Source organism: Mesorhizobium sp. WSM4822 (assembly GCF_055811155.1).
Genome location: NZ_JBVVQM010000003.1, coordinates 276,943 through 301,558, shown reverse-complemented (window position 1 = coordinate 301,558; position 24,616 = coordinate 276,943). Strand labels below are relative to the sequence as shown.

Genomic DNA, 24,616 nt, shown 5'->3' with positions numbered 1-24,616 from the left:
GCCGATCGCCATTCTCAGCCGATCGATTGGCCGGTCTTTGCCCAGTCGGCGAGGAACTGTTCCAGGCCCTTGTCGGTCAGCGGGTGCTTGACCAGCGCCTTCAGGGTCGCCGGGGGGGCGGTCACGACATCGGCGCCGATGAGGGCCGCCTGCTTGACGTGGTTCACCGTGCGCACCGAAGCGACGAGGATCTCGGTCTGGAAATCGTAATTGTCGTAGATCTGCCTGATCTCCTGGATCAGCTCCATGCCGTCGATGCCGATGTCGTCGACGCGGCCGACGAAGGGCGAGATGAACGAGGCACCGGCCTTGGCCGCCAGCAGCGCCTGGTTGGCCGAAAAGCACAGCGTGACGTTGACCAGGCGGTTCATCTCGGTGCGGATCGTCTTGCAGGCCTTGAGACCGTCCAGCGTCAGCGGCACCTTGATGCAGACATTGTCGGCGATCTTGGCCAGAACCTTGGCCTGCTGCATCATCTCGGAATATTCGGTGGCGGTGACTTCAGCCGAGACCGGACCCTTGACGATGTCGCAAATCTCTTTGGTGACATCGGCGATCTTGCCGCCGGATTTGAGGATCAGCGACGGATTGGTGGTGACGCCGTCGAGCAGCCCCAGATCGTTCAGCTCACGGATATCCTTGACGTCGGCGGTGTCGACAAAAAATTTCATGGCGGGTCTCCTGAAGATTCTTATGTGCATGCCATGCACATTCGGGGTCGGCCTTTGATCTAGACCAAAGTCAGGGCAAGGTCACGCCTCATGATCGAAGATTCGCCCTTTGTCGCAGCCGCACCGGTGCTGGTGCCGATGCCCGCCGAACGCCCCTACACCTATGCCGTGCCGGCCGGCATGCGCGTGGTGCCGGGCTCGATCGTGCGCGTGCCGCTCGGGCCGCGCCAGGTCGCCGGCATCGTCTGGGATGGCGCGGTCGAGAAGGTCGACGCGAAAAAGCTGCGCCCTATCGAACAGGTCTTCGACTGCCCGCCGATCGACCGCGCGATGCGCCGTTTCGTCGACTGGGTGGCGCAGTACACGCTATCGCCGCCGGGTATGGTAGCGCGCATGCTGCTCAGGGCGCCGGAGGCTTTCGACCCCGAACCGTGGATCGAGGGGTTGCAGCGCACGCTTCTCGCACCCGACCGCATGACGGGCGCCAGGCAGCGCGTTCTGGAGACGGCCGAAGGCGGGCTCGCCTGGACGCGCTCCGGCCTCGCTCACGCCGCCGGCGTGTCGTCGACGGTGATCGACGGCCTGAGGGCGCAAGGCGTGTTCGAGACCGTGATGATCCCGCCGCGCCCGGTGGTGGCCGCGCCTGATCCCGGCTACGCCATACCGGAACTGATGCCGGACCAGAGCGACGCGGCGCTGATGCTGCGCGCCAATGTCGCAGCCGGCGTGTTCAACGTTGCGCTGCTCGACGGCGTCACCGGTTCGGGCAAGACGGAGGTCTATTTCGAGGCGGTGGCGGCGGCGCTCGACCGAGGCAGGCAGGTGCTGATCCTGCTGCCGGAAATCGCGCTGACGCATGCCTTTCTCGAGCGCTTCCAGCAGCGCTTCGGCGCCAAGCCGGGCGAATGGCATTCCGACCTGCCGCCGCGGATGCGCGAGCGGGTTTGGCGGCAAGTGGCGGAAGGCGGCGTGCGGGTCGTCGCCGGCGCTCGCTCGGCGCTGTTCCTGCCGTTCAAGGAGCTCGGACTGATCGTCGTCGACGAGGAGCACGACCCTGCCTACAAGCAGGAGGACCGCGTCTTCTACAATGCGCGTGATATGGCCGTGGTGCGCGGCCATATCGGCAGCTTCCCCGTCGTGCTGGCGTCGGCAACGCCGTCGGTCGAAAGCCGGGTCAATGCCAGCCAAGGTAAATATAACAGAGCGGTGCTTTCAGCTCGCTTCGCCGAGGCGGCGCTTCCTCATCTGAAGGCGGTCGACATGCGGCGGGCGCCGCCGGCGCGCGGCGGTTTCCTGTCGCCGGTGCTGCTCGACCAGATGCGCCAGACGCTGGAGAGGCAGGAGCAGTCGCTGCTGTTCCTCAACCGGCGCGGCTATGCGCCGCTGACGCTGTGCCGGGTCTGCGGCCACCGCTTCGGCTGCCCGGTCTGCTCGGCCTGGCTGGTCGAGCATCGTTTTCGCGGTCAGCTGGTTTGTCATCATTGCGGACACAATGAGCGCCGCCCCGAAGCCTGCCCGGAATGCGGCACGCTCGATCATCTGGTGGCTTGCGGACCGGGCGTCGAGCGCATCGCCGAGGAGGTCGTCACGCATTTTCCCGACGCACGCACCATCGTTTTGTCGTCGGACCTGATGGGCGGCGTGCGCCGGCTGCGGCTGGAGCTGGAAGCGATCGCCGATGGCGAGGCCGACATCGTCATCGGCACGCAACTCGTCGCCAAGGGCCACAACTTTCCCAACATGACTTTGGTCGGCGTCGTCGATGCCGATCTCGGACTTGCCAATGGCGATCCGCGCGCCGCCGAGCGCACCTTCCAGCTGCTCAGCCAAGTCACCGGCCGCGCCGGCCGCACCGGCAAGAAGAGCCTTGGCCTTTTGCAGACTTTTCAGCCCGACCACCCGGTGATGCGGGCGATCGTCTCGGGCGACGCCGAGGCGTTTTACGAACGCGAGATCGCCGAGCGCGAACGGGCTGCCCTGCCGCCCTTCGGCCGGCTCGCGGGCGTTATCGTCAGTGCAGTGACACGGGCGGAAGCCGAGGGCCATGCACGCGGCCTGCGCCGCGCCGCGCCCGAGGCGACCGATCTGTTCGTGCTGGGGCCGGCGGAGGCGCCGCTGTCACTGCTCGGCGGCCGTCACCGTTTCCGCCTGCTGATCCAGGGCGAACGGCGCGCCGACATGCAAGGTTTTATCAGGGCCATGCTGGCCAACGGGCCGAAGCAGCGCGGTTCGGTCAGGGTGCAGGTCGATATCGATCCGCAGAGCTTCTTGTAGCGTGGCGTCCGACCGCTATCTTTAGTGGGTAACCCACAAATGACCGCGAGCGGGTGAACATGAGTTTTCTGACAAGTGCCGTTTTTTTGGCGTTACGAGCCGGTTGGATCATTTTGGGTATTTTCTTCGTTACAGGCCTGATTTTTAGCCACCACCCAATTCTGTATTGCCTTCTGTTTTTTGCGCTTATCATCGTGGCGAAGATTGGCTGGAACCATCTGAGGCCATGGCGTGGGGACAGGTTCAGGTTCAGGTGGACTTCGATCCGCTGAAAGAGATCATCAGGTCCTTCTGGAGTGTCGCCGAATGAAAACCCTTGGCCTAATCGGCGGCATGAGCTGGGAATCCACCGCCATCTACTATCGCCTGCTCAACGAGATCGTGCGCGATCGGCTGGGCGGCTTGCATTCGGCGAAACTGCTTCTGTGGTCCTTCGATTTTGCAGAGATCGCCGAGCGACAGCATCATGGCGACTGGGACGGCGCCGGCGCGCTTCTGGTCGAAGCAGCGCGCAAGCTAGAGGCGGGCGGCGCGGAAGGTCTGCTTTTGTGCACCAACACCATGCACAAACTGGCCGATCAGGTGCAGGCGTCGGTGTCGATCCCGCTGATCCACATCGCCGATGCCACCGCGGTGGCGGTCAAGCGCGCCGGCATGCAGCGCCCGGCGCTGCTGGCGACGCGCTTCACCATGGAGCAGGATTTCTACAAGGGCCGGCTCGCCGACAGATTTGGCTTGAACCCGGTCGTGCCCGATGGCGCCGGGCGCGACATGGTCCATCGCGTCATCTACGACGAGTTGTGCCAGGGCATCGTCAAGGAGACTTCAAAGGCGGCCTATATCGCCGAGACCGAGCGCCTGCGCCGCGACGAGGCGGCCGACAGCGTCATCATGGGCTGCACCGAGATCACCATGCTCATAGGCCAGCTGGATTTCGACATCCCGGTCTTCGACACGACGCGCATCCATGCCGAAGCGGCTGTGGCATTCGCGCTCGGTTGATGCGCGCCGCCTAAAGTGCGTGGATCCATCTGGCGCGCCTCTTTTCCTCCGCTAGAATGCCCGGAATTTCAAAACAGGCATTTCGAGGGGACAAGATGGATTCTGCGCTTCCATGGCCGACGAGCCAGGGCGAATGGCTGGCCTGGTCGAGCGCCGTCGTCACCGTGCTGCTCGGTCTTTTGTTTTTTCTGGCCCCTGGCCTCGCCTTCCGTGCCCTGCGCCTGCAGGTCAAGCCAGAGAAGGCGGCGGCGATCGCCGAGGGGCGCGGCAGGATGTCCGGCTTTTATCTCGGTGTCGGCCTGTGCTGTATCCTGCTGGCGCAGCCGCTGATCTACATGGCGCTCGGCTTCTCCTGGCTGTTCACAGCCTTCGGCCGGCTGCTGTCGATGATGTCTGATGGCGCCAACACGCCTTTCAATTGGGTTTCCATTGTGGTGGAATTGGTGCTGGCGGCGTTGCCGCTCGCCTTTGCCTTCGGCTTTCTGCCTTGAATCGTGGGGTATTCCGCGATGGAAGACGGGTGACTTTCGCCGGATGCGACAATAGTGCCTGAAAACCATGCGGAACGACGCATTGCGGTCTTAAAATGCCTGTGCTAGACGGCAATCGACTTTCGGCCGGGGATAGCGGAAGCCGCGTCTCCGTGCTTGAAAAAATGCAGTAAGGTCAAAGATTTAGCCAGAGTTTTTGCTCGCGCCAACAATCTACGGCCTGTCAGACAAGAGAAAAGACGGTCCGTGGCTCAATCGTCATCGCCAATCTCAGGTGTCGCAGAACGCTATGCGGGTTCGCTGTTCGAACTCGCCCTGCAGGCAAATTCCGCGGCCAAGGTCGAAGCCGACCTCAACAGCTTCGAAGCCATGCTCGCGGGCAGCGCTGATCTCACCCGGCTGATCAACAGCCCGGTGTTCTCCAGCGAGGACCAGGCGAAGGCCATCGCGGCGATCGCCGACAAGGCCGGGATTGCCGGCCTCACTGGTAATTTCCTGCGCGTCGTCGCCCGTAACCGCCGGCTGTTCGCCATTCCCGGCATGATCAGGGCGTTCCGCCAGATATCAGCCGAACATCGTGGCGAGACCGCTGCTGAAGTGACGTCGGCTCACGAACTGACGGCTGCCCAGCAGACCGAACTCAAGGCGGCGCTGAAGAGCGTTGCCGGCAAGGACGTGGCTATCTCCGTCACCGTCGATCCGTCGCTGCTCGGCGGGCTGGTGGTCAAGATGGGCTCGCGCCAGATCGATACGTCGCTCAAAACCAAACTCAATTCGCTCAAGCTTGCACTGAAAGAGGTCGGCTGATGGACATCCGCGCCGCGGAAATTTCCGCAATTCTGAAAGACCAGATCAAGAATTTCGGCAAGGAGGCCGAGGTCTCCGAAGTCGGACAGGTGTTGTCCGTCGGTGACGGTATCGCCCGCGTCTACGGCCTCGACAATGTCCAGGCCGGCGAAATGGTCGAATTCCCCGGCGGCATCCGCGGCATGGCGCTCAACCTCGAAGCCGACAATGTCGGCGTCGTCATCTTCGGCGCCGACCGCGACATCAAGGAAGGCGACATCGTCAAGCGCACTGGCGCCATCGTCGACGTCCCCGTCGGCCCAGGCCTGCTCGGCCGCGTCGTCGACGCGCTCGGTAATCCGATCGACGGCAAGGGTCCGATCAAGGCGGTCGAGCGCAAGCGCGTCGACGTCAAGGCGCCCGGCATCATTCCGCGCAAGTCGGTGAACGAGCCGATGTCGACCGGCCTCAAGGCCATCGATGCGCTGATCCCGGTCGGCCGCGGCCAGCGCGAGCTGGTCATCGGCGATCGCCAGACCGGCAAGACCGCCATCATCCTCGACACGATGCTCAACCAGAAGTCGGTGCACGACAACGGCCCCGAGAAGGAAAAGCTCTACTGCGTCTACGTCGCCGTCGGCCAGAAGCGCTCGACCGTCGCGCAGTTCGTCAAGGTGCTGGAAGAGCGCGGCGCGCTCGAATATTCGATCATCGTCGCCGCCACCGCTTCCGATCCGGCACCGATGCAGTTCCTGGCGCCGTTCGCCGGCGCCACCATGGGCGAATATTTCCGCGACAATGGCATGCACGCGCTGATCAGCTATGACGATCTGTCGAAGCAGGCCGTCGCCTACCGCCAGATGTCGCTGCTGCTGCGCCGCCCTCCGGGCCGCGAAGCCTATCCGGGCGACGTCTTCTATCTGCACTCGCGCCTGCTCGAGCGCGCCGCCAAGCTCAACGACGATCTGGGCGGTGGGTCGCTGACCGCCCTGCCGATCATCGAGACGCAGGCCAACGACGTGTCGGCCTACATCCCGACCAACGTGATCTCGATCACCGATGGCCAGATCTTCCTTGAAACCAACCTGTTCTTCCAGGGCATTCGTCCTGCGGTGAACGTCGGTCTGTCGGTCAGCCGCGTCGGCTCGGCAGCGCAGATCAAGGCGATGAAGCAGGTTGCCGGCTCGATCAAGGGCGAGCTCGCGCAGTACCGCGAAATGGCGGCCTTCGCGCAGTTCGGCTCGGATCTCGACGCCGCCACGCAGCGCCTGCTCAACCGCGGATCGCGCCTCACCGAACTCCTGAAGCAGCCACAGTTCTCGCCGCTGAAGACGGAAGAGCAGGTCGCGGTGATCTTCGCCGGCGTCAACGGATATCTCGACAAGCTGCCGGTCAACCAGGTCGGCAAGTTCGAGCATGGCCTGCTCAGCCACATGCGTTCGGCCGGCAAGGACGTCCTCGATGCCATCCGCAAGGAAAAGGCGCTGTCGGACGATCTGCGCGCCAAGCTGAAGGCCGAGATCGACGCTTTCGCCAAGACCTTCGCCTGAGCGAATTGCCAGTCAGGATGAGACAAGACGGGATCAGGTTTGAAGCATGCCTTCATTAAAAGACCTTCGTAACCGTATCGCCTCGGTCAAGGCGACGCAGAAGATCACCAAGGCGATGCAGATGGTCGCCGCGGCGAAGCTGCGCCGTGCTCAAGAGGCCGCGGAAGCGGCGCGCCCCTATTCGGAGCGCATGGGTTCCGTGCTGGCCAACATCACCCAGGCCATCGGCGGCGGCGGCGATGCCCCGGCGCTGATGACCGGCACCGGCAAGGATGACGTGCATCTGCTCGTCGTCTGCACCGCCGAGCGCGGCCTGTGCGGCGGCTTCAATTCGCAGATCGCCCGCCTTGCCCGCGACCATATCCGGAAGCTTTTGGCGGAGGGCAAGCAGGTCAAGATCATCTGCGTCGGCAAGAAGGGTTTCGACATCCTGCGCCGCGACTATGCATCGATGATCATCGACCGCGTCGATCTGCGCGAGGTCAAGACACTCGGCTTCGTCAATGCCGATGCCATCGCCAAGAAGGTCATCCACCTCTTCAACGAGGGCGGCTTCGACATCTGCACGCTGTTTTATTCGCAGTTCAAGTCGGTGATCAGCCAGATCCCGACCGCGCAGCAGATCATCCCGGCCGGCGTTGCTTCGGCTCCGGCCGAGGCGATCGATGGCGGTAGTGCCGTCTACGAATACGAGCCGGAGCCGGGCGAAATCCTCTCCGACCTCATTCCGCGCAACATCTCCGTGCAGGTTTTCCGGGCGCTGCTCGAAAACGTGGCCGGCGAAATGGGCGCCAAGATGAGCGCCATGGACAATGCGACGCGCAACGCCGGCGACATGATCAACAAGCTGTCGATCACCTACAACCGCCAGCGGCAGGCGCAGATCACCAAGGAACTGATCGAAATCATTTCGGGCGCCGAGGCGCTCTAGGCGCGGTTCGCGGGTCATCGACCCGCGACTGGACCGCGTGAGAAACAAAGGACGAAAAAGGGTAAAGACGATGGCGAAAGCAGCGACCCCCAAGACGGCAGCCCCCAAGGCCGCAGCCGCGAAGACCGCAGCCCCCGCGAAGGCGGCAAAGGCTCCAGCAGCAGCCGCGAAGGCGGCCCCGGCCAAGTCGGCAGCACCGGTGAAGGCCGCTGCTGCCAAGACATCGGCAGTGGCCACCAAGGCAACGGGCGTTGCCGGCAAGGTCCGCCAGGTCATCGGCGCCGTTGTCGACGTGCAGTTCGGCGATCACCTGCCGGCGATCCTGAACGCGCTCGAGACCGCCAATGTCGGCAACCGCCTGGTGCTCGAAGTCGCCCAGCATCTGGGTGAAAACACCGTGCGCTGCATCGCCATGGACTCGACCGAAGGTCTGGTTCGCGGCCAGGAAGTGCGTGACACCGGCGCGCCGATCACCGTGCCGGTCGGCCCGGGCATGCTCGGTCGCATCATCAACGTCATCGGCGAGCCGGTCGACGAAGAAGGCCCGGTCGACGCGACCGAAATGCGCTCCATCCACCAGCCGGCTCCGACCTATGTCGAGCAGTCGACGGAAGCGCAGATCCTGATCACCGGCATCAAGGTGCTCGACCTGCTGGCTCCCTACGCCAAGGGCGGCAAGATCGGCCTGTTCGGCGGCGCCGGCGTCGGCAAGACCGTGCTGATCCAGGAACTGATCAACAACATCGCCAAGGCGCATGGCGGTTATTCGGTGTTCGCCGGCGTCGGCGAGCGCACCCGCGAAGGCAACGATCTGTATCACGAGTTCATCGAATCCGGCGTCAACAAGAAGGGCGGCGGCGAAGGCTCCAAGGCCGCACTCGTCTATGGCCAGATGAACGAGCCGCCGGGCGCGCGCGCCCGCGTCGGCCTGACCGGCCTGACGGTTGCGGAATACTTCCGCGACCAGGGCCAGGACGTGCTGTTCTTCGTCGACAACATCTTCCGCTTCACGCAGGCTGGTTCGGAAGTGTCGGCTCTGCTCGGCCGTATTCCTTCGGCCGTGGGCTATCAGCCGACGCTCGCCACCGACATGGGCGCGCTGCAGGAACGTATCACCACCACCACCAAGGGCTCGATCACGTCCGTGCAGGCCATCTACGTGCCCGCCGACGATCTGACCGATCCGGCGCCGGCGACCTCGTTCGCCCACCTTGACGCGACGACGACGCTCAACCGCGCCATCGCCGAAAAGGGCATCTATCCGGCGGTCGATCCGCTGGATTCGACCTCGCGCATGCTCGACCCGCTGGTCGTCGGCGACGAGCATTATGGCGTCGCGCGCCAGGTGCAGTCGATCCTCCAGCGCTACAAGTCGCTGCAGGACATCATCGCCATCCTTGGCATGGACGAGCTGTCGGAAGAGGACAAGCAGACCGTGGCCCGCGCCCGCAAGATCGAGCGCTTCCTGTCGCAGCCCTTCTTCGTCGCCGAAGTGTTCACCGGCGCGCCGGGCAAGCTGGTCGACCTCGCCGACACCATCAAGGGCTTCAAGGGCCTCTGCAACGGCGACTACGATCACCTTCCGGAAGCCGCCTTCTACATGGTCGGCGGCATCGAGGAAGCGGTCGAGAAGGCACAGCGCCTGGCGGCCGAAGCGGCGTAATCAAGCGAATAGCGAATAGGGAGTAGCGAATTGGGAATATGGGCCGGCGAATTCTTCTTCTGACTAATTCGCTACTCGCTATTCGCTATTCGCTAAATTGATCATGGCTGAAGCTTTCAAATTCGAACTGGTCTCGCCGGAACGCCTGCTTGTTTCCGAGCAGGTCGAATCCGTCGTCATTCCGGGCGCCGAAGGCGAGATGACCGTGATGGCGCATCATGCGCCGGTCATGACCACGATCAAGCCGGGCGTCGTCACCGTGAAGACCGCGGCGGGCGGCGAAGAACGCTATGTGGTGTTCGGCGGCTTCGCCGACATCGTTCCGGCCGGCTGCACGCTGCTGGCGGAATCGGCTGTCGCCGTGAAGGATGTCGACCGCGCCGATCTCGCGCGCCGCATCCAGGAAGCCAAAGAAGACGCTGCCGACGCCAAGGACGACGAGGCTCGCAGCAAGGCGGAGCAGTTCCTTAGCCAGCTCACCACGCTGGAAGGCGCTATTCTTCCGGCGTAAGGCCGGAGCGCTCTGGAATTCATGCCCTCACATTGGTAGCGCGCAGGACGGGCGTTCTGTCGTGATCCTTCGCGCCCAGGGGCGCTGTCCCGCCGACATCATAACCGCGAGGCCATAGCTCAGGTCTGCTCGCTCTGTATGCCAAGCGCAGCGAAGGCCAGGGTCGGACCGTCCCGTCGCAGGTGGACGAGATGGACAGCCACGAGTTCGATCAATGTCTGCCGCTCGGCATGGTCCCTGGCGAAGCCGGCCAGGTCGAACACCGCGGTCACGGTTTCGTTGGCCGGCAGTTGCTCACTCAAAAGTTCCTTCAACGCCGCGTCGAGCGGGTCGGTGAAATGGCCCTCCGGCAAGGTTTTTCCTCGCGCGGCGCAGGCGGCGATCCAGGCAGCCACCACCAGGGTCAGATGGACCAGTTCAGTACCGGCTTCGAGGCATTCGATGGCGGAGGCGACGATGCGCTGCGGCAGTTTCTGGCTGCCGTCATTGGCGATCTGCGCCGTGCGATGGGCAAGTGCAGTGTTGGAAAAACGCTCCGCGAGCTCCGCAATATAGGCGCTCGTGTCCAATCCGGCATCCTCGGGCAGGGTCGGGATGGCTTCGGCCCACAAGGCATCGACGAATTGCCGGATCGCCGGGTCGGCGAAGGCGCGGTCGACGGTGGCATGACCGCTGAGCAGGCCAAGATAGGCGATGGCCGAATGCGAGCCGTTGAGCAGCCTGAGCTTCATGTCCTCGAACGGGCCGACGTCGCGAACCATGGTGACGCCGAATTGTTCCCACGCGGGCCGGCCAGTCGGGAATTTATCTTCGACCACCCATTGGCAAAACGGCTCGGTCATCACGGGCCAGGCATCCTCGACGCCGAGTTCTTCAGCGATCCGCGCCCGATCGGCATCGGTGGTTGCAGGCACGATGCGATCGACCATGCTGGAGGGAAATGCGACCTGGTGTGCGATGTGGTCGGCAATTCCGACATCACTCGATTGGGCGAGCCCGGCATCTCGCAACTGGGCGAATTCGACCAACAGCCGGTGCAGCGTGGCGCCGTTGGCCGGCAAATTGTCGCAACACAGGACAGTGAAGGGCGGCGTGCCGGCGGCGCGTCGCAGGGCAAGCGCCTCGGTCAGGAAACCATGCGCTGTCTTCGGCATCCGTGGATTGGCCAGATCATGGACGATATCGGGATGGGCGGCATCCAATCCCCCGCCTGCCGCCCTCAGATAGGCTTTTTCGGTGATCGTCAGCGTGACGATGCGGGTGCGCGGATCGGTCAGCGTGGCCAGCACCGCGCCCGGATTCTCCGGCGCCACCAGCATCGCACCGATCGAGCCGATGACCTGAAGCTTTTCGGTTCCACTGCTTCTGATCGCCAGCGTGTAGAGCCCGTCCTGCGGCGTGAGAGCGTCGCGCGTGTCGGTGCTGCGCAGCGAAACGCCTGTTATGCCCCAATCCGCCTCGCCTGCCGCCAGGCAATCGTCGACATAGGCTGCCTGATGGGCGCGGTGGAAGGCGCCGACACCAAGGTGCACGATGCCCGGGACGATGCGGCTGCGATCATACGCAGGTGTCGCGATCGAAGCCGGCAGTGCGCGCACCGTCTTCGTGGAAAGGCGTTCGGTCGTCGTGGTGCGACTGGTCTGGTCGGATGACATGAGTGGCCTCGGCAGGGATCGGCAAAGCGGCGTAACATTCGATTTCCTGCCACACAATGGGTCGAAAAGTCATCATACAACAATCGTATTTTTGTATGTTGACATTATTTCTTGCCGCCCCTACCGATAGTGGCCTTGGGAGGATGACCGTGGCACTGACCCATGCGGATCTGCTGTTTCCCGCCGAGGCGCATTCGCGCTCGGTTGCCCGTGATCTCTATGCCGGGATCAAGGACCTGCCCCTTGTCAGCCCGCATGGCCACACCGATCCGCGCTGGTATGCGCTGAACGAGCCATTCCCGGATCCGGCGCAACTGCTCATCGTCCCGGATCACTACATCTTCCGCATGCTGTTCAGCCAAGGCGTCCGCCTCGAGGATCTCGGCGTGGCGACGCTCAATGGCGCGCCGGTCGAGACCGACGGCAGGGCGATCTGGCGGCTTTTTGCCGAGCATTATCATCTGTTTCGGGGCACGCCGACCCGGCTATGGTTCGATCATGTGCTTGCCGATCTGTTCGGCATCGACGAACCGCTGACCGCGGCGACCGCCGACCGCCACTATGACACCATCGCGACGCTGCTGCAGTGGGAGAATTTTCGCCCGCGCGCGCTGTTCGAGCGTTTCAACATCGAGGTCATCGCGACCACGGAAGGCGCGCTCGACGATCTCAAATGGCACCAGATGATCCGCGACAGCGGCTGGCAGGGCCGTGTGGTCACCGCTTATCGGCCGGATGCAGTCGTCGATCCCGATTTCGAAGGGTTTTCAACCAATCTCGACCGGCTCGGCGAGATCACCGGCTGCGACACCGGCAGTTGGGCCGGCTATCTCGATGCGCATCGCCAGCGGCGCGCCTTCTTCAAAAGCTTCGGCGCGACTTCGTCGGATCATGGCCATCCGACGGCCGAGACCGCCAATCTTTCGGATGCGGCGGCGCAAGAGCTGTTCAATCGGATTCGCCGTGGTTCCGACGATGAGCGCGAGCGAAAACTGTTCCGCGCCCAGATGCTGACCGAGATGGCCAAGATGAGCCTCGACGATGGACTGGTCCTGCAGATCCATCCCGGCTCCTGGCGCAACCATTCACCCTCGATCTTCCAGAATTTCGGCCGCGACAAGGGTTTCGATATCCCGACCCGGACCGACTATGTGACGGCGCTGAAGCCGCTGCTCGACTGCGTCGGGCTGGAGCGCGACCTCACCGTCATCCTGTTTACGCTCGACGAGACCAGTTATGCGCGCGAGCTGGCGCCGCTGGCCGGTGTCTACCCGGCGCTGAAGCTCGGGCCGGCATGGTGGTTCCACGACAGCCCGGAAGGCATGCGGCGCTTCCGCGAGATGACCACCGAGACGGCCGGCTTCTACAACACCGTCGGTTTCAACGACGACACCCGTGCCTTTCCGTCGATCCCGGCGCGTCACGATGTGGCGCGGCGAGTCGACTCCGCGTTCCTGGCGCGTCTCGTCGCCGAGCATCGGCTGCGCGAGGACGAGGCGCATGAGCTGGCACGGGAACTGACCTATACGCTGGCGAAAAAGGCGTATCGGCTCTGAAGGGGCAACTCGCCCGCAATGCAAAGGGAGGAAACCATGTTGCATTTTTCAAGACTGACGGGAGCTGCGCTGCTCGCCGCCGCACTGATGGCCGGAACGGCAAGCGCCCAGACGGTTCTGCGCTCGTCCGACACCCACCCGGACGGCTATCCGACGGTCGAGGCAGTCAAATATTTCGGCGAGCTTGTAAAGGAGCGTACGGCCGGCCGCTATGCGGTCGAGCTCTATCATTCCGCGCAGCTCGGCGAAGAAAAGGACACGATCGAGCAGGTGCGCACCGGCGTGATCGACCTCAACCGCATCTCGATGGCGCCGTTCAACGGGCTCATTCCCGAAACCACGGTGCCCTCGCTGCCCTACATCTTCCGCTCGGAAGACCATATGCACAAGGTCATGGACGGGGCGGTCGGCGACCAGATCGCGGCGGCGTTCGAACAGGTCGGGCTGGTGCTGCTCGCCTTTTACGACAGCGGCGCGCGCTCCTTCTACAATTCGAAGAAACCGATCAACTCATTAGCCGATCTGTCCGGCATGAAGTTCCGCGTCATCCAGTCCGACATCTTCGTCGACATGGTGGCGGCACTCGGCGCCAACGCGACGCCGATGCCGTATGGCGAGGTGTATTCGGCGATCGAGACCGGGGTCATTGACGGCGCGGAAAACAATTTTCCGAGCTACGACACCGCCAAGCATGCGGAAGTCGCCAAGTTCTATTCGCTCGACGAGCACACTATGGTGCCGGAAGCCTTCGTCATGGCGAAGTCGAGCTGGGACAAGCTGACGCCGGAGGATCAGGCGATCTTCAAGGCGGCCGCCAAGGAGAGCGTCGCCAGGCAGCGCGAGCTGTGGACCGCCAAGGTCAAGGAATCGCGCGCCAAGGTCGAGGCGGCCGGTTCGCAGATCACGACGCCGGACAAGCAGCCCTTCATCGACGCCATGGGTCCGGTCTACGAGAAGCACGTCAAGGACGACAAGCTGAAGGCCATGGTCGAAGCCATCAAGGCCGTGCAGTGATCAAGCGACGGCGCGGGCATTCCGCGCCGCCATCCTCTTGCGGAGAGAACCGGTGACCTCCAGCCCAGAACACAGGCCGCCCCTGTCCGGCGTCGCGCGCATGATGTCGCGCGTCAGCACAGCGGCGCTATGGGTCGCAGGCATCGGGCTGGTGCTGATGACCGCCTTCGTCGCCTGGCAGGTGTTCGGTCGTTATGTCCTGAACCGCTCGCCAAGCTGGACCGAGCAGGGCTCGGTGATGCTGATGAGCTGGTTCATCTTCCTCGGCGCTGCCGTCGGCGTGCGCGAGAACTATCACCTCGGCTTCGACGTCCTGCTCTACGTGCTGCCCAAAGGCGGCAAGCGTTGGCTGCGGATGATCTCGGACCTCGTCGCGCTCGCCTTCGGCATCGGTATGATCTGGTATGGTAGCCAACTGGTCGCATTGACCTGGGGCGCTACCTTGCCGTCGCTCGGCATATCGGGGGGCTGGGACTACGTCCCGCTGGTCGCGGGAGGCGTGCTCGTCGTGCTCTTCACGCTGGAGCGCATCGTGCTTCGCCTCTCCGGTGCGCCGATCGACGATGTGCTCGATGAACTGCCGCCGGCGGAAGTCGCAGCCGAACTCGACACGGCGAACGTGAAGGTCTGACGGCATGGAACTCTGGATCCTCTTCGGCGTCTTCACCCTTCTGATGCTTATCGGCACGCCGATTGCTTTCTGCCTCGGCGTCGCAAGCTTTGCCACCGTCCTCTATATGGGCCTGCCGCCGCTCATCGTGTTCCAGCGCCTGAATTCCGGCATGAGCGTCTTTTCGCTGCTGGCCATTCCCTTCTTCATCTATGCCGGCGACTTGATGGTGCGCGGCGGCATCGCCAGCAAGATCGTTGCCTTCGCCGGCTCGCTCGTTGGCCATTTGCGCGGTGGCCTCGGGCAGGTCAACATTGCGACCGCTACACTGTTCGGCGGCATTTCGGGCTCCGCGGTGGCCGAGGCGGCGGCGGTCGGCGGCTTGATGATCCCGCAGATGAAAGCGCGTGGATATGGAGCGGATTACGCCGTCAACGTCACGTCGATGGCAGCGCTGATCGCGCTGCTCCTGCCGCCGTCGCACAACATGATCATCTACTCGATCTCGGCAGGTGGAAAGATCTCCATCGCCGACCTGTTCACGGCCGGCATCATTCCGGGCCTGCTGTTGGCCCTGTCGCTGATGATCACCGCCTATTTCGTGGCGCGCTCCCGCGGTTATCCGACCGAGCCGTTTCCGGGCTTCACCGCCGTCGCGCATCTCTTCGCTGTCGCGGTGCCCGGCCTGCTGCTGATCGCGATCATCTTCGGTGGCGTACGATCGGGCGTTTTCACGGCGACCGAGAGTTCCTGTGTCGCGGTCATCTATGCGTTGCTCGTCACTGTCTTCGTTTACCGGCAGATGACTTGGGAAGGTTTCGTTCATGCCACCCATGGTGCCGTGCGCACCACGGCCATGGTGCTGCTCATCATCGGCATGGCGGCGGCGTTCTCGTGGTTGATGGCCTTCCTGAAAGTGCCGGCAGCGCTCATAGCCTCCATGAACGCAATCTCGGACGATCCGCTGGTCGTGCTTCTCCTGCTCAACGTCTTGATGCTGTTCCTCGGCACCTTCATGGACATGGGGCCGACGATCATCATCTGCACGCCGATCTTCCTGCCCGTGGCGCAAGCCTACGGCGTCGACCCGGTACATTTTGGCGTCATCATGATCCTCAACTTCGGCATCGGGCTGAATACGCCGCCGGTGGGCGCTGTGCAGTTCGTGGCGTGCGCAGTGGGCAAGATATCCGTCTGGGAAGCGATGCGCTCGATCTGGCCGTTCTATGGCGCCGGGCTCGTGGTACTGGGGCTCGTCACTTACATTCCGGCCATTTCGCTCTGGCTACCGAGCGTCTTCAAATAGGGGCGACATGGCATCGGACACCGCAACCGACCTCAGGGTCGAGAGAAAACCCAAATTGTCGGAGACAGTGGTCACGACGATCCGCAAGCAGTTGCAGGCGGGTGAGATCCTGCCCGGCCATAAATTGCCGACCGAAGGCCAACTGACCGAAACCTTCGGCGTCAGCCGCACCGTCATCCGCGAGGCGCTGGCCAAGCTTGCCGCCGACGGGCTGGTCGAACCGCGCCAGGGCGCCGGCGTCTTCGTCACAGAGCACATCTCGACAATGTTCGGCGCGCTGGCCGCCGACATGGGCAGCAAGGATTCGATCGCGCTCAACGTGCTCGAAGTGCGGCTGGCGATCGAGATTGAATCGGCCGGGATCGCCGCCGTCCGCCGCAATGCCGCGCAGGAGGCGGCGATCCAGGAAGCCTTCTTCGAATTCGAGCGGCTGCTGCTTGCCAGCGAGCCGACCGGTCCGGCCGACCTCGCCTTCCATCGTGCGATCGCCAGCGCCACCAGCAACCCATTCTATGTCGAGATGCTCGACGTGCTCGGCCGGCGCGCCATCCCGTGCGACGTGACTTCGCCCTGGTCGACCGAATTGGCGCAATCCGATAGCTACCAGCGCGGACTGCAGCGCGAGCACCTGGTGATCCTCAACGCCATTACCTCTGGCGATGCCGAGGCCGCGCGAGAGGCGATGCGCGCGCACCTCACCGCCAGCCAGCAGCGTTACCGCGAACGCCTGCATGCGCGTCAGGCTTTTTATTCCAGTTCGGTCAAGGCCGCCGCCGGCGAATGACCCATCTCAAGTCAGGATTGAAATGAACCAGAGCCACACCGACTATACATCCCGCTTTGCCATCGACCCGGTCGCCGCCGCGGCGATGGGAACCGATGAGCTGCGCCACAACTTTCACATTGACGGCCTGTTCCAGCCCGGCCGCATCAGCCTGACCTACACACATTACGACCGCATGATCGTCGGCGGCGCCGTGCCGACGGACGCCGCGCTTCAACTGGAAACGATCAAGCCGACCGGCACCAAGAACTTTCTCGACCGTCGCGAGCTGATCGCCGTCAACATCGGCGGTGCAGGCGTCATCAAGGCCGGCGGCCAGTCCTTCGAATTGCAGGCGCGCGACATGCTCTATCTCGGCATGGGCATCGCTGATGTGTCGTTCGCGTCGGCCGATGCAGATGCGCCGGCCAAATTCTATCTGCTCAGCGCGCCGGCGCATCAGGCCTGGCCCAGCCGGCTGATCCGCATCGGCGACGCCAAGCGCCTCGATCTCGGCAGCAAGGACACCTGCAACGAGCGTTCGATCTTCCAGTTCATCCATGCCGACGGCGTGAAGACCTGCCAGCTGGTGGTCGGCATGACTCAGCTGGCGCCGGGCTCGGTGTGGAACACCATGCCGTGCCATGTGCATGACCGGCGCATGGAGGCCTATCTCTATTTCGACCTGGCGGAGACGGCACGCGTCTTCCACTTCATGGGCGAGCCGGACGAGACGCGCCATATCGTCATGGGCAACGAGGAAGCGGTGCTGTCGCCGGGCTGGTCGATCCATTCGGGCGCCGGCACTTCCAATTATGCTTTCATCTGGGCGATGGCCGGCGACAATGTCGACTATACCGATGTCGACCCGGTGGCGTTGAGCGATCTGCGGTGAGCGACCCCTTCAGCCTTGCCGGAAAACGTTTCCTGGTCACCGGCGCCAACACCGGCATCGGCCAGGGCATCGCCGTATCGATCGCACGCGCCGGGGGCGCGGTGGTCGGCGTCGGCCGCTCGTCGATGGACGATACGGCAGACAAGGTCGCCGCGCTGGGAGGGCAATTCGAGGCGGTCAGCGCCGACCTTGCCGACATTTCGGCCGCCGGCCCGTTGCACGACCGGATCTGGGACGAAAGCGGTCCGCTCGACGGGCTGGTCAACAATGCCGGCATCATCCGCCGCGCCGATGCCGTCGATCTCAGCGAGGCCGATTGGGACGACGTCATGGACGTCAATCTGAAAACGGTTTTTTTGCTCTGCCAAAGCTTTGCAAGGCGTGCCTTGGCCGCTGAGCGGAAAGGCAAGATCGTCAACATTGCCTCCGTGCTGAGTTTCCAGGGTGGCATCCGCGTTGCGTCCTACACTGCCTCGAAGCACGGTGTGCTCGGCATCACGCGTCTGCTCGCCTGCGAATGGGCGCAAAAAGGCATCAACGTCAACGCCATCGCGCCGGGCTATATCGAGACCAACAACACGCAGGCGCTGCGCGCCGATCCCGACCGCAGCGCCGCCATCCTGGCGCGTATCCCGGCCGGCCGCTGGGGCGAGGCGGGCGACATTGGCGACGCCGCCGTCTTCCTGCTGGCGCCGGCATCGGACTATATGCATGGAGCGGTGGTGCCGGTGGATGGCGGCTGGCTGGCGCGCTAGCGAGGTTCATCGTTTCGCGGAAACGCTGAACCGCGCTATCTCATTGTTTTAACGCAATTCCGGACGGAAAACCGTTTCACACTTTTCCTGGAATTGCTCTTAGGAGATGACGATGACCGCAAAGATTTTCGCGCATGCCGGCGAGGGCACGTGGACGGCGACGCCGGACGGCAACAGGCGGCGCGTCCTCCTGCACACCGATGAGTTGATGCTGGTCGAATTCGGCTTCGACAAGGGTGGCGTCGGCGCCCTGCATTCGCACCCGCATGTCCAGGCAAGCTACGTCGCCGAAGGCCGCTTCGAGGTGACCATCGACGGTCGGACCGAAACCATCGAGACCGGCGGCAGCTTCATCGTGCCGTCCGGTCTGGTGCACGGCGTCAAGGCGCTGGAACCAGGGCGGCTGGTCGACAGCTTCACGCCGCACCGGGCCGATTTCCTCGGCTAGCCAAGGGTAAGAGATCGAGCGGGAATGACCCGCACCCCAGAAAGAGGCGCGGGTCTGTTGCCTGGGCGCTTGTGGCGCCGCGGTACTCAAGACATCACCGCAGGATGAGGACCCTGCCGCACCGTGGTGAAGATAGTCTTAATGCGCCGGCGCTGCATGGCACGACGAACCGGAGGCTGCGCTCGCTCGATCAGGTGATGTGACGCAGGAGGCTGAAAAGCCGCTCGAACGTCTTGCCGTAGGGCGGGCGCAACAAGGCTCCGGCGCTCAGCCGCGACTGTGTGAAAACCGGCTTCTCCTTGCTGAACGTCCGAAATCCCCACTCGCCGTGATAGGCGCCCATGCCGCTGGCGCCGACCCCGCCAAAGGGCTGGTTTTCCTGTACCAGATGCAGCATGCAGTCGTTGATAGTGACACCGCCGGCAATAGTCTCGTGCAGGATGCGTTGACGGGTGCCGCTGTCGCGGCCGAACCAGTAGAGCGCCAGCGGTCGGGCTGCCCCGTTCACATGCGCGATCGCTTCGTCGATCCCGGTGTATTCTACGATGGGCAGCACCGGCCCAAAAATCTCCTCGCGCATCAGCCGCAGGTTTGCGCCGGCGTTGCGGACCAGAGTCGGCAGCAGCTTCCGGCTTTTGGCACCCAGCTCTTCGCCGGCCGGGTTGATTTCGGTGACATCGGCGCCTGCGTCACGCGCTTCAGTGATCATGTCGCGCAGGCGCTGGTGGTGCCGGTCGCTGATGATGACGGTATAGTCGGGGTTGTCGCGCAAGGTCGGGTAGAGCTTCGCGATCGCCGTTGCGAGCTTGACAGCGACCGTGCCTGCCTGCCCCTTCGGCACCAGCAGATAATCCGGCGCGATGCAGGTCTGCCCGGCATTCAAGAGCTTGCCATAGGCAATGCTGGATACCGCCGCGTCAAGATCGCAGGACGGATCGAAGATTGCCGGCGACTTGCCGCCGAGTTCGAGCGTGACCGGGGTCAGGTTGGCGGCCGCGGCGATCGCGACCTGGCGTCCGACCGCGGTCGAGCCGGTGAACAGCAAATGATCGAAAGGCATCGACACGAAGGCCTTTCCCATCTCGGCATCGCCGGTGATGACGCTGAGCTCATCGGGTGCGAAATGCTCGGCAACGAGTTTGGCCAACAGCACTGAGAATGCCGGCGTCAATTCGGAAGGTTTTATAAGCACGCGATTGCCGGCCGCGAGTGCCGCCGTGACCGGCGCGACAGCGAGCTGGAAAGGATAATTCCAGGGCGACACGATGCCGACGACGCCGAGCGGCTGCGGGACGAGGCGATTTCGCCCGGGCAGGAACGGCATGGTGGTGACAACGCGGCGTTCGCGCATCCAGCCCCTGAGATGCGAAAGCGCGTGGCGGATGCCGGCACGCACCACGAACAGTTCCGCAAGACGCGTCTCGTGTGCCGAACGGCCACCGAAGTCGGTGTCGATGGCGGTGCAGATGTCGGCTTCATGCCGCTCGGTCAGCGCCAACAGGCGTTTCAGGCGATCCTTGCGGATGCCAAAGTTGGGGAAAGGCTGCGCCTCGAAGGCGGCGCGCTGCAGGTGGAACCGCTCGCCGAGAACATCCTGTCTGGTCTGCAGCATCGCATCCTCCCTAGCTAGCGGAGCCGAGCTTACATTGCTGGGTGAAGGAATCCAGCGAGGTAAAGGTGTTGCAAGGGAAGGCGCAGGCTGCAGGCGACCTGTTCCTGTTGTGGCACGATGACAGCTGCGCTAAGGCATGGTGCCCATGCAGAGAGTCGTTTTGACCGATTTCCCATCCTCTCCCATCCAGGAATTCCAGTCCGGTGTCTGCCTGATGCTGATATCGGCGACGAGTATCTTGGCCATGGACCCCAAGCGGCGCGTTTCGTGCCGGGCGGCCCTGCGGAATTGCGGATGAAGGGCGCTCACAGGCTTGAGGCTGCGTTTGGAGCGGCTGCGCGAAGGGTTGTGCGGGAGTTTCTGCGGTTCGTGCCGCTGTCTCTGAAACAGCGCATGCAAAAACGCACATACGCACGCGCGGCGCCCGCCAACAGAATTTTCATTTCGGGTTGCGCGCGCAGCGGCACGACGCTGACACAGCGGCTGATGAGGTGTTTCGAGGACATTTTCGTCCATCCGCCCGAAGCGCGATACACAATGCTGGACATGTTGGACCGGCCGGAATCGAACCTCGTCGTCAAGCGCGATGCGCGCGGTTTTGCGCATCTGGCGAAGCTCCCTCCCTCCATCGGCTTGATCTATTGCGTGCGCCATCCGTTCGACACGCTGACAAGTTCGCATCCGCAAACACGCAACGAGCGTCGGTTCCACGTCACGCCGCATCGCTGGCTGGCCGAATACGACGCGCTGACCCGGCTGAAGAAGGCACAACCGCACCGGCAGATACTCTTTGTCCGCTACGAAGACATGATCGGCGCGCCCGATGCGCAGCAGGACAGAATCGCGCAATCGTTCGGACTGACACCGCGCATTCGTTTCAGCGAGGATCCGGACAATCCGATCCGGGTGGCTTCGTTGAGAAAATGGGAACGGAATGAAGAATTCAGGACCTATCTCGGCGGTCTGCCCCCGGCATTTCTCGTCGGCGTCCGGCGTTTCTGCGCCGAGTTCGGCTATGACATGCCAATAAGCACGCCGACCGTGGACGCGCGGTAATGCGGGCACCGGCGGCCGTCGCGACAGAAGAGCGAGATCCCAAGCGGCGCGTGCTGAAGGACGTGTTCGGCTTCGATGATTTTCGCCCCGGCCAGGCCGATGTCATGGACGCGCTGCTGGCCGGGCGGCATGTCCTGGCCGTCATGCCGACGGGTGCGGGCAAATCGCTCTGCTACCAGGTCCCGGCACTTGTCCTGGGCGGGCTCACCATTGTCGTTTCGCCGTTGGTGGCGCTGATGCAGGATCAGGTCGCCGCCTTGCGGCTTGCCGGCGTGGCTGCCGATACGATCAATTCCTCGATCGACCGCGATGCCAATATCGCCGCATGGCGTCGCGTCGCCTCGGGCCAGACGCGCCTGCTCTATCTCGCGCCGGAGCGGCTGATGACCGAGCGGATGCTCGAGGCGCTGGCCAAGCTCGATGTCAGCCTGATCGCCGTTGACGAGGCGCATTGCATCTCGCAATGGGGGCCGGCGTTCCGGCGCGAATACGAGGATTTGTCGCGGCTGCGCGGCATCTTCCCCAACGTGCCGATCATCGCGCTGACGGCAACGGCGGACGAAGGCACGCGCACCGATATCGAAGCCCGGCTGTTTGCCGAGCGCGTCGAGACCCTGGTGCTGGGCTTCGACCGGCCGAACATCAAGCTTGCCATCGAGGCCAAGCAGGACAGCAAGCGGCAATTGCTGCGCTTCGTCGAGCGCCATCCCGGCCGCAGCGGCATCGTCTACTGCCTGTCGCGCAAGAAGACGGAGGAGATGGCGGCCTTCCTCGAGAAGAACGGCGTCACCGCGCTCGCTTATCATGCCGGCATGAGCAAGGAGGCGCGTGACGCTAACCAGAACAGCTTCATGACCCTGTCCGGCGTCGTCATGGTGGCGACCATCGCTTTCGGCATGGGCATCGACAAGCCTGACGTCGCCTATGTCTTCCACACCGACATGCCGGGCAGCCTGGAGGCCTACTACCAGGAGATCGGCCGCGCCGGCCGCGATGGGCGGGACGCCGAGGCACATATGCTGTTCGGCCTTGGCGATATCCGCATGCGCCGGATGTTCATCGACGATGAAGATGCGCCGGCCGAGCACAAGAGGCGCTCACATGGCCGGCTCGACATGCTGATCGGCTATTGCGAGACGGCGCAGTGCCGCCGCCAGGTGCTGCTCGGCTATTTCGGCGAGGACGCGCAGCCTTGCGGCAATTGCGACACCTGCCTCGATCAGGCGCCGCGCGCCGATGGCGGAGCGGAGGCGCGGATCATCCTGGCAGCCATCGCGCAGAGCGGCGAACGCTTCGGTGCCGGCCATGTCATCGACATCCTGCTCGGCCATGAAACCGAGAAGGTGCTTGCCAGGAACCAGCAGAGGCTCACGAGTTTCGGCAGCGGTCTGGCGCACAAGAAGGATTTCTGGCTGTCGCTGATCCGGCAGCTCGTCGCCGGCGGGTTCCTGATGCCGGATCCGGCCGGTCATGGCGGCCTCGCCATCGCCGAAAAAGGCCATGCGCTTGGCCGTGGCGAGATGCCGTTCCATTATCGCGTCGAGGTGCGCAGCCGCGCCTTGCGCGGCAAGACGCGCTCCGGGCAGGATTTCGGGCAATCGGATGTGGACACCGGGCTGCTGGCCGCGCTGAAGACCTTGCGACTGCGGCTCGCCAAGGAGCGTCAGGTGCCGGCCTATGTGGTGTTTTCCGATCGCACCCTGATCGACATGGCCGAGCGCCGCCCGCACGACCTCGACGCCTTCGCTGAAGTGAATGGGGTTGGGGCGGCAAAGCTGAAGGAGTTCGGCCAGGTTTTTCTGAGTGCGATTGCCGAGCATCAATCCGATGGCTCGGCCTGAGGTCAGATCAGCGACTGGTCACGCGCTCTGAAGCATAGGGATCTTCGGAGAAGGCATCCGTTCCGAGAGCTTCTGTTCCGTCGCCGCCCATTCCTACATCGCCTATGCCCCCGCCGAGACCGATCAGTTCAATGTTCTCTGGCCGGCCAGTCGACAGATCAGGTTTAGACCGAGGCGTTCATCGACTTCATGGCTGAGCATCTGCAACCGCAATAGGTGCCGCTGTCCGCTTGCCGGCGCCTGTCCACCGCAAGCGTCGCAGGCGACCCGCCGGGCGTCAGTCGCGCGATATAGATAGTCCCGTGAGAAGCGGAGCGTAGGCGCCGAGCCTGCGGGATATGAACTCCGTGAAGAGCCGCACGCGCTTCGTCTTGCGTGTCTCCCCCTGTGTGAGAAGCCAGAGCGTTCCGTACATGTGCAGGTCGGTGCCTGGCACCCTCACCAGCAGGGGGTCGGCATCTCCGACGAAGCACGGCAGTGTCGTGATCCCGAGACCTTGCCGTACGGCAACGATCTGCGCCTCGGCGTCCGTGGTCCTGAATGGAACCCCCGTGGTGCGAACCTCACCCGCGCTGGCCCATTCCGGAATCCCATGAGCGCTTATGACGATCCACCGGATGGGATCAGGCGCGCCCGCACGCCACGCGGCCAGGCGATCGCGGGACATGTAGACGCCGCCGAACACCTCCGCTCCCTTCAGGCCGTGAAGATTGAGCGGCAGGGTTTTGCGGTCGTAGACGACGCGGATCGCCACGTCGGCCTCTCGGTTGGTCAGATTTGCCAGTTCGCCGGACGACAAGATTTCCATCTCGATGTCCGGGTGCAGACGCGCGAAGTCGGCGAAGTCCGGCATGAGCAGGTGTGTCACGAGGGGCGGTGCCAGCGTCACCCGCAGAAGCCCGCGCACGCTCTGGTCGCGCCCGAAGACGCGCGTCTCCAGCTGGTGAGACGACGCTTCCATCTGGTTCGCGAGCTCGAGGACCTCCTCGCCCGCAGCCGTCAGGCGGTAGCCCGAAGGCAGCTTTTCGAACATTTGCGCCCCGAGGCGTTCCTCAAGCTGTGCGATGCGTCGCAGCACGGTCGAGTGATTCACCCCGAGCTGCGCGCCGGCAGCCCGCACCGAGCCTCCGCGTGCGACGGCTAGAAAGTAGCGAATGTCATCCCAGTCGATCATGGTGCAATCCGGCACCGCGCGGTGCGCGTTCCAAAGCCCGTATCTAGCACAT

Annotated in this window: 22 protein-coding genes; 18 read left to right on the top strand and 4 right to left on the bottom strand. The window is 63.7% G+C overall.

Features of this window, described 5'->3' with window-relative positions; all coding sequences use genetic code 11:
- Positions 1-14: 14 nt before the first annotated feature.
- Complete coding sequence (fsa, locus tag AC0L3E_RS09525) at positions 15-671, bottom strand: fructose-6-phosphate aldolase (protein ID WP_127320636.1); 657 nt, start codon at positions 669-671, stop codon at positions 15-17.
- A 90-nt stretch (positions 672-761) separates the two neighbouring features.
- Here fsa and AC0L3E_RS09520 point away from each other — a divergent pair, with 90 nt between their 5' ends.
- The 8 genes from AC0L3E_RS09520 to AC0L3E_RS09485 all read left to right on the top strand — a co-directional run bounded on the left by AC0L3E_RS09520 (position 762) and on the right by AC0L3E_RS09485 (position 9,879).
- Positions 762-2,945 carry a primosomal protein N' gene (locus AC0L3E_RS09520; RefSeq protein ID WP_473604668.1) on the top strand — a complete coding sequence of 728 codons (2,184 nt, stop codon included), beginning with the start codon at positions 762-764 and terminating at the stop codon, positions 2,943-2,945.
- 306 nt (positions 2,946-3,251) lie between these two features.
- On the top strand, positions 3,252-3,947 hold the full coding sequence (locus AC0L3E_RS09515) for an aspartate/glutamate racemase family protein (RefSeq protein ID WP_127328615.1): 696 nt from the start codon (positions 3,252-3,254) through the stop codon (positions 3,945-3,947).
- Between the two features lie 95 nt (positions 3,948-4,042).
- Positions 4,043-4,438, top strand: a complete 396-nt coding sequence (locus tag AC0L3E_RS09510; protein WP_473604667.1) for an AGROH133_08824 family phage infection protein — start codon at positions 4,043-4,045, stop codon at positions 4,436-4,438.
- A gap of 246 nt (positions 4,439-4,684) precedes the next feature.
- The gene (locus tag AC0L3E_RS09505) at positions 4,685-5,245 is read left to right on the top strand and encodes a F0F1 ATP synthase subunit delta (RefSeq protein ID WP_128307190.1); all 561 of its coding nucleotides are present in this window, start codon (positions 4,685-4,687) and stop codon (positions 5,243-5,245) included.
- The gene (atpA, locus tag AC0L3E_RS09500) at positions 5,245-6,774 is read left to right on the top strand and encodes a F0F1 ATP synthase subunit alpha (protein WP_023811756.1); all 1,530 of its coding nucleotides are present in this window, start codon (positions 5,245-5,247) and stop codon (positions 6,772-6,774) included. The genes AC0L3E_RS09505 and atpA overlap by 1 nt, the downstream gene beginning before the upstream one ends.
- A 46-nt stretch (positions 6,775-6,820) precedes the next feature.
- Positions 6,821-7,705: a F0F1 ATP synthase subunit gamma gene (locus AC0L3E_RS09495; protein WP_128287931.1), complete on the top strand. Its 885-nt coding sequence runs from the start codon at positions 6,821-6,823 to the stop codon at positions 7,703-7,705.
- Between the two features lie 70 nt (positions 7,706-7,775).
- On the top strand, positions 7,776-9,368 hold the full coding sequence (gene atpD, locus AC0L3E_RS09490) for a F0F1 ATP synthase subunit beta (protein ID WP_473604665.1): 1,593 nt from the start codon (positions 7,776-7,778) through the stop codon (positions 9,366-9,368).
- Between the two features lie 103 nt (positions 9,369-9,471).
- The gene (locus AC0L3E_RS09485) at positions 9,472-9,879 is read left to right on the top strand and encodes a F0F1 ATP synthase subunit epsilon (RefSeq protein WP_127267285.1); all 408 of its coding nucleotides are present in this window, start codon (positions 9,472-9,474) and stop codon (positions 9,877-9,879) included.
- Positions 9,880-9,998: 119 nt separating this feature from the next.
- Here the strand turns inward: AC0L3E_RS09485 and AC0L3E_RS09480 are convergent, their stop codons facing one another.
- Positions 9,999-11,534 (bottom strand): mannitol dehydrogenase family protein, encoded by a 1,536-nt coding sequence (locus AC0L3E_RS09480; protein WP_473604664.1) that lies wholly within the window; start codon positions 11,532-11,534, stop codon positions 9,999-10,001.
- Positions 11,535-11,677: 143 nt separating this feature from the next.
- Here AC0L3E_RS09480 and uxaC point away from each other — a divergent pair, with 143 nt between their 5' ends.
- The 8 genes from uxaC to AC0L3E_RS09440 all read left to right on the top strand — a co-directional run bounded on the left by uxaC (position 11,678) and on the right by AC0L3E_RS09440 (position 18,881).
- Complete coding sequence (uxaC, locus tag AC0L3E_RS09475) at positions 11,678-13,090, top strand: glucuronate isomerase (RefSeq protein WP_473604663.1); 1,413 nt, start codon at positions 11,678-11,680, stop codon at positions 13,088-13,090.
- Positions 13,091-13,126: 36 nt separating this feature from the next.
- Positions 13,127-14,104, top strand: a complete 978-nt coding sequence (locus AC0L3E_RS09470; protein WP_127328609.1) for a TRAP transporter substrate-binding protein — start codon at positions 13,127-13,129, stop codon at positions 14,102-14,104.
- Between the two features lie 100 nt (positions 14,105-14,204).
- Positions 14,205-14,735: a TRAP transporter small permease gene (locus tag AC0L3E_RS09465; protein ID WP_127328653.1), complete on the top strand. Its 531-nt coding sequence runs from the start codon at positions 14,205-14,207 to the stop codon at positions 14,733-14,735.
- A 4-nt stretch (positions 14,736-14,739) separates the two neighbouring features.
- Positions 14,740-16,020 carry a TRAP transporter large permease gene (locus AC0L3E_RS09460; RefSeq protein ID WP_127269374.1) on the top strand — a complete coding sequence of 427 codons (1,281 nt, stop codon included), beginning with the start codon at positions 14,740-14,742 and terminating at the stop codon, positions 16,018-16,020.
- Between the two features lie 7 nt (positions 16,021-16,027).
- Positions 16,028-16,804, top strand: a complete 777-nt coding sequence (locus tag AC0L3E_RS09455; RefSeq protein WP_127269375.1) for a FadR/GntR family transcriptional regulator — start codon at positions 16,028-16,030, stop codon at positions 16,802-16,804.
- 22 nt (positions 16,805-16,826) lie between these two features.
- On the top strand, positions 16,827-17,678 hold the full coding sequence (gene kduI / locus AC0L3E_RS09450) for a 5-dehydro-4-deoxy-D-glucuronate isomerase (protein ID WP_127270496.1): 852 nt from the start codon (positions 16,827-16,829) through the stop codon (positions 17,676-17,678).
- Complete coding sequence (gene kduD, locus AC0L3E_RS09445) at positions 17,675-18,433, top strand: 2-dehydro-3-deoxy-D-gluconate 5-dehydrogenase KduD (RefSeq protein ID WP_128307185.1); 759 nt, start codon at positions 17,675-17,677, stop codon at positions 18,431-18,433. The genes kduI and kduD overlap by 4 nt, the downstream gene beginning before the upstream one ends.
- A gap of 112 nt (positions 18,434-18,545) precedes the next feature.
- The gene (locus AC0L3E_RS09440; protein WP_128307184.1) at positions 18,546-18,881 is read left to right on the top strand and encodes a cupin domain-containing protein; all 336 of its coding nucleotides are present in this window, start codon (positions 18,546-18,548) and stop codon (positions 18,879-18,881) included.
- A 190-nt stretch (positions 18,882-19,071) separates the two neighbouring features.
- Here the strand turns inward: AC0L3E_RS09440 and AC0L3E_RS09435 are convergent, their stop codons facing one another.
- On the bottom strand, positions 19,072-20,493 hold the full coding sequence (locus tag AC0L3E_RS09435; RefSeq protein ID WP_128307183.1) for a coniferyl aldehyde dehydrogenase: 1,422 nt from the start codon (positions 20,491-20,493) through the stop codon (positions 19,072-19,074).
- 117 nt (positions 20,494-20,610) lie between these two features.
- Between AC0L3E_RS09435 and AC0L3E_RS09430 the strand changes: the two genes are divergently transcribed.
- Together AC0L3E_RS09430 and recQ are read left to right on the top strand one after the other, a co-directional pair.
- Positions 20,611-21,549, top strand: coding sequence for a sulfotransferase family protein (locus AC0L3E_RS09430; RefSeq protein WP_473604662.1), 939 nt, complete (start codon positions 20,611-20,613; stop codon positions 21,547-21,549).
- Positions 21,549-23,390: a DNA helicase RecQ gene (gene recQ / locus AC0L3E_RS09425; protein ID WP_128307182.1), complete on the top strand. Its 1,842-nt coding sequence runs from the start codon at positions 21,549-21,551 to the stop codon at positions 23,388-23,390. The genes AC0L3E_RS09430 and recQ overlap by 1 nt, the downstream gene beginning before the upstream one ends.
- Before the next feature lie 277 nt (positions 23,391-23,667).
- On the opposite strand, the gene AC0L3E_RS09420 is transcribed toward recQ, so the two are convergent.
- Complete coding sequence (locus tag AC0L3E_RS09420; protein ID WP_128307181.1) at positions 23,668-24,564, bottom strand: LysR family transcriptional regulator; 897 nt, start codon at positions 24,562-24,564, stop codon at positions 23,668-23,670.
- Positions 24,565-24,616: the final 52 nt, after the last annotated feature.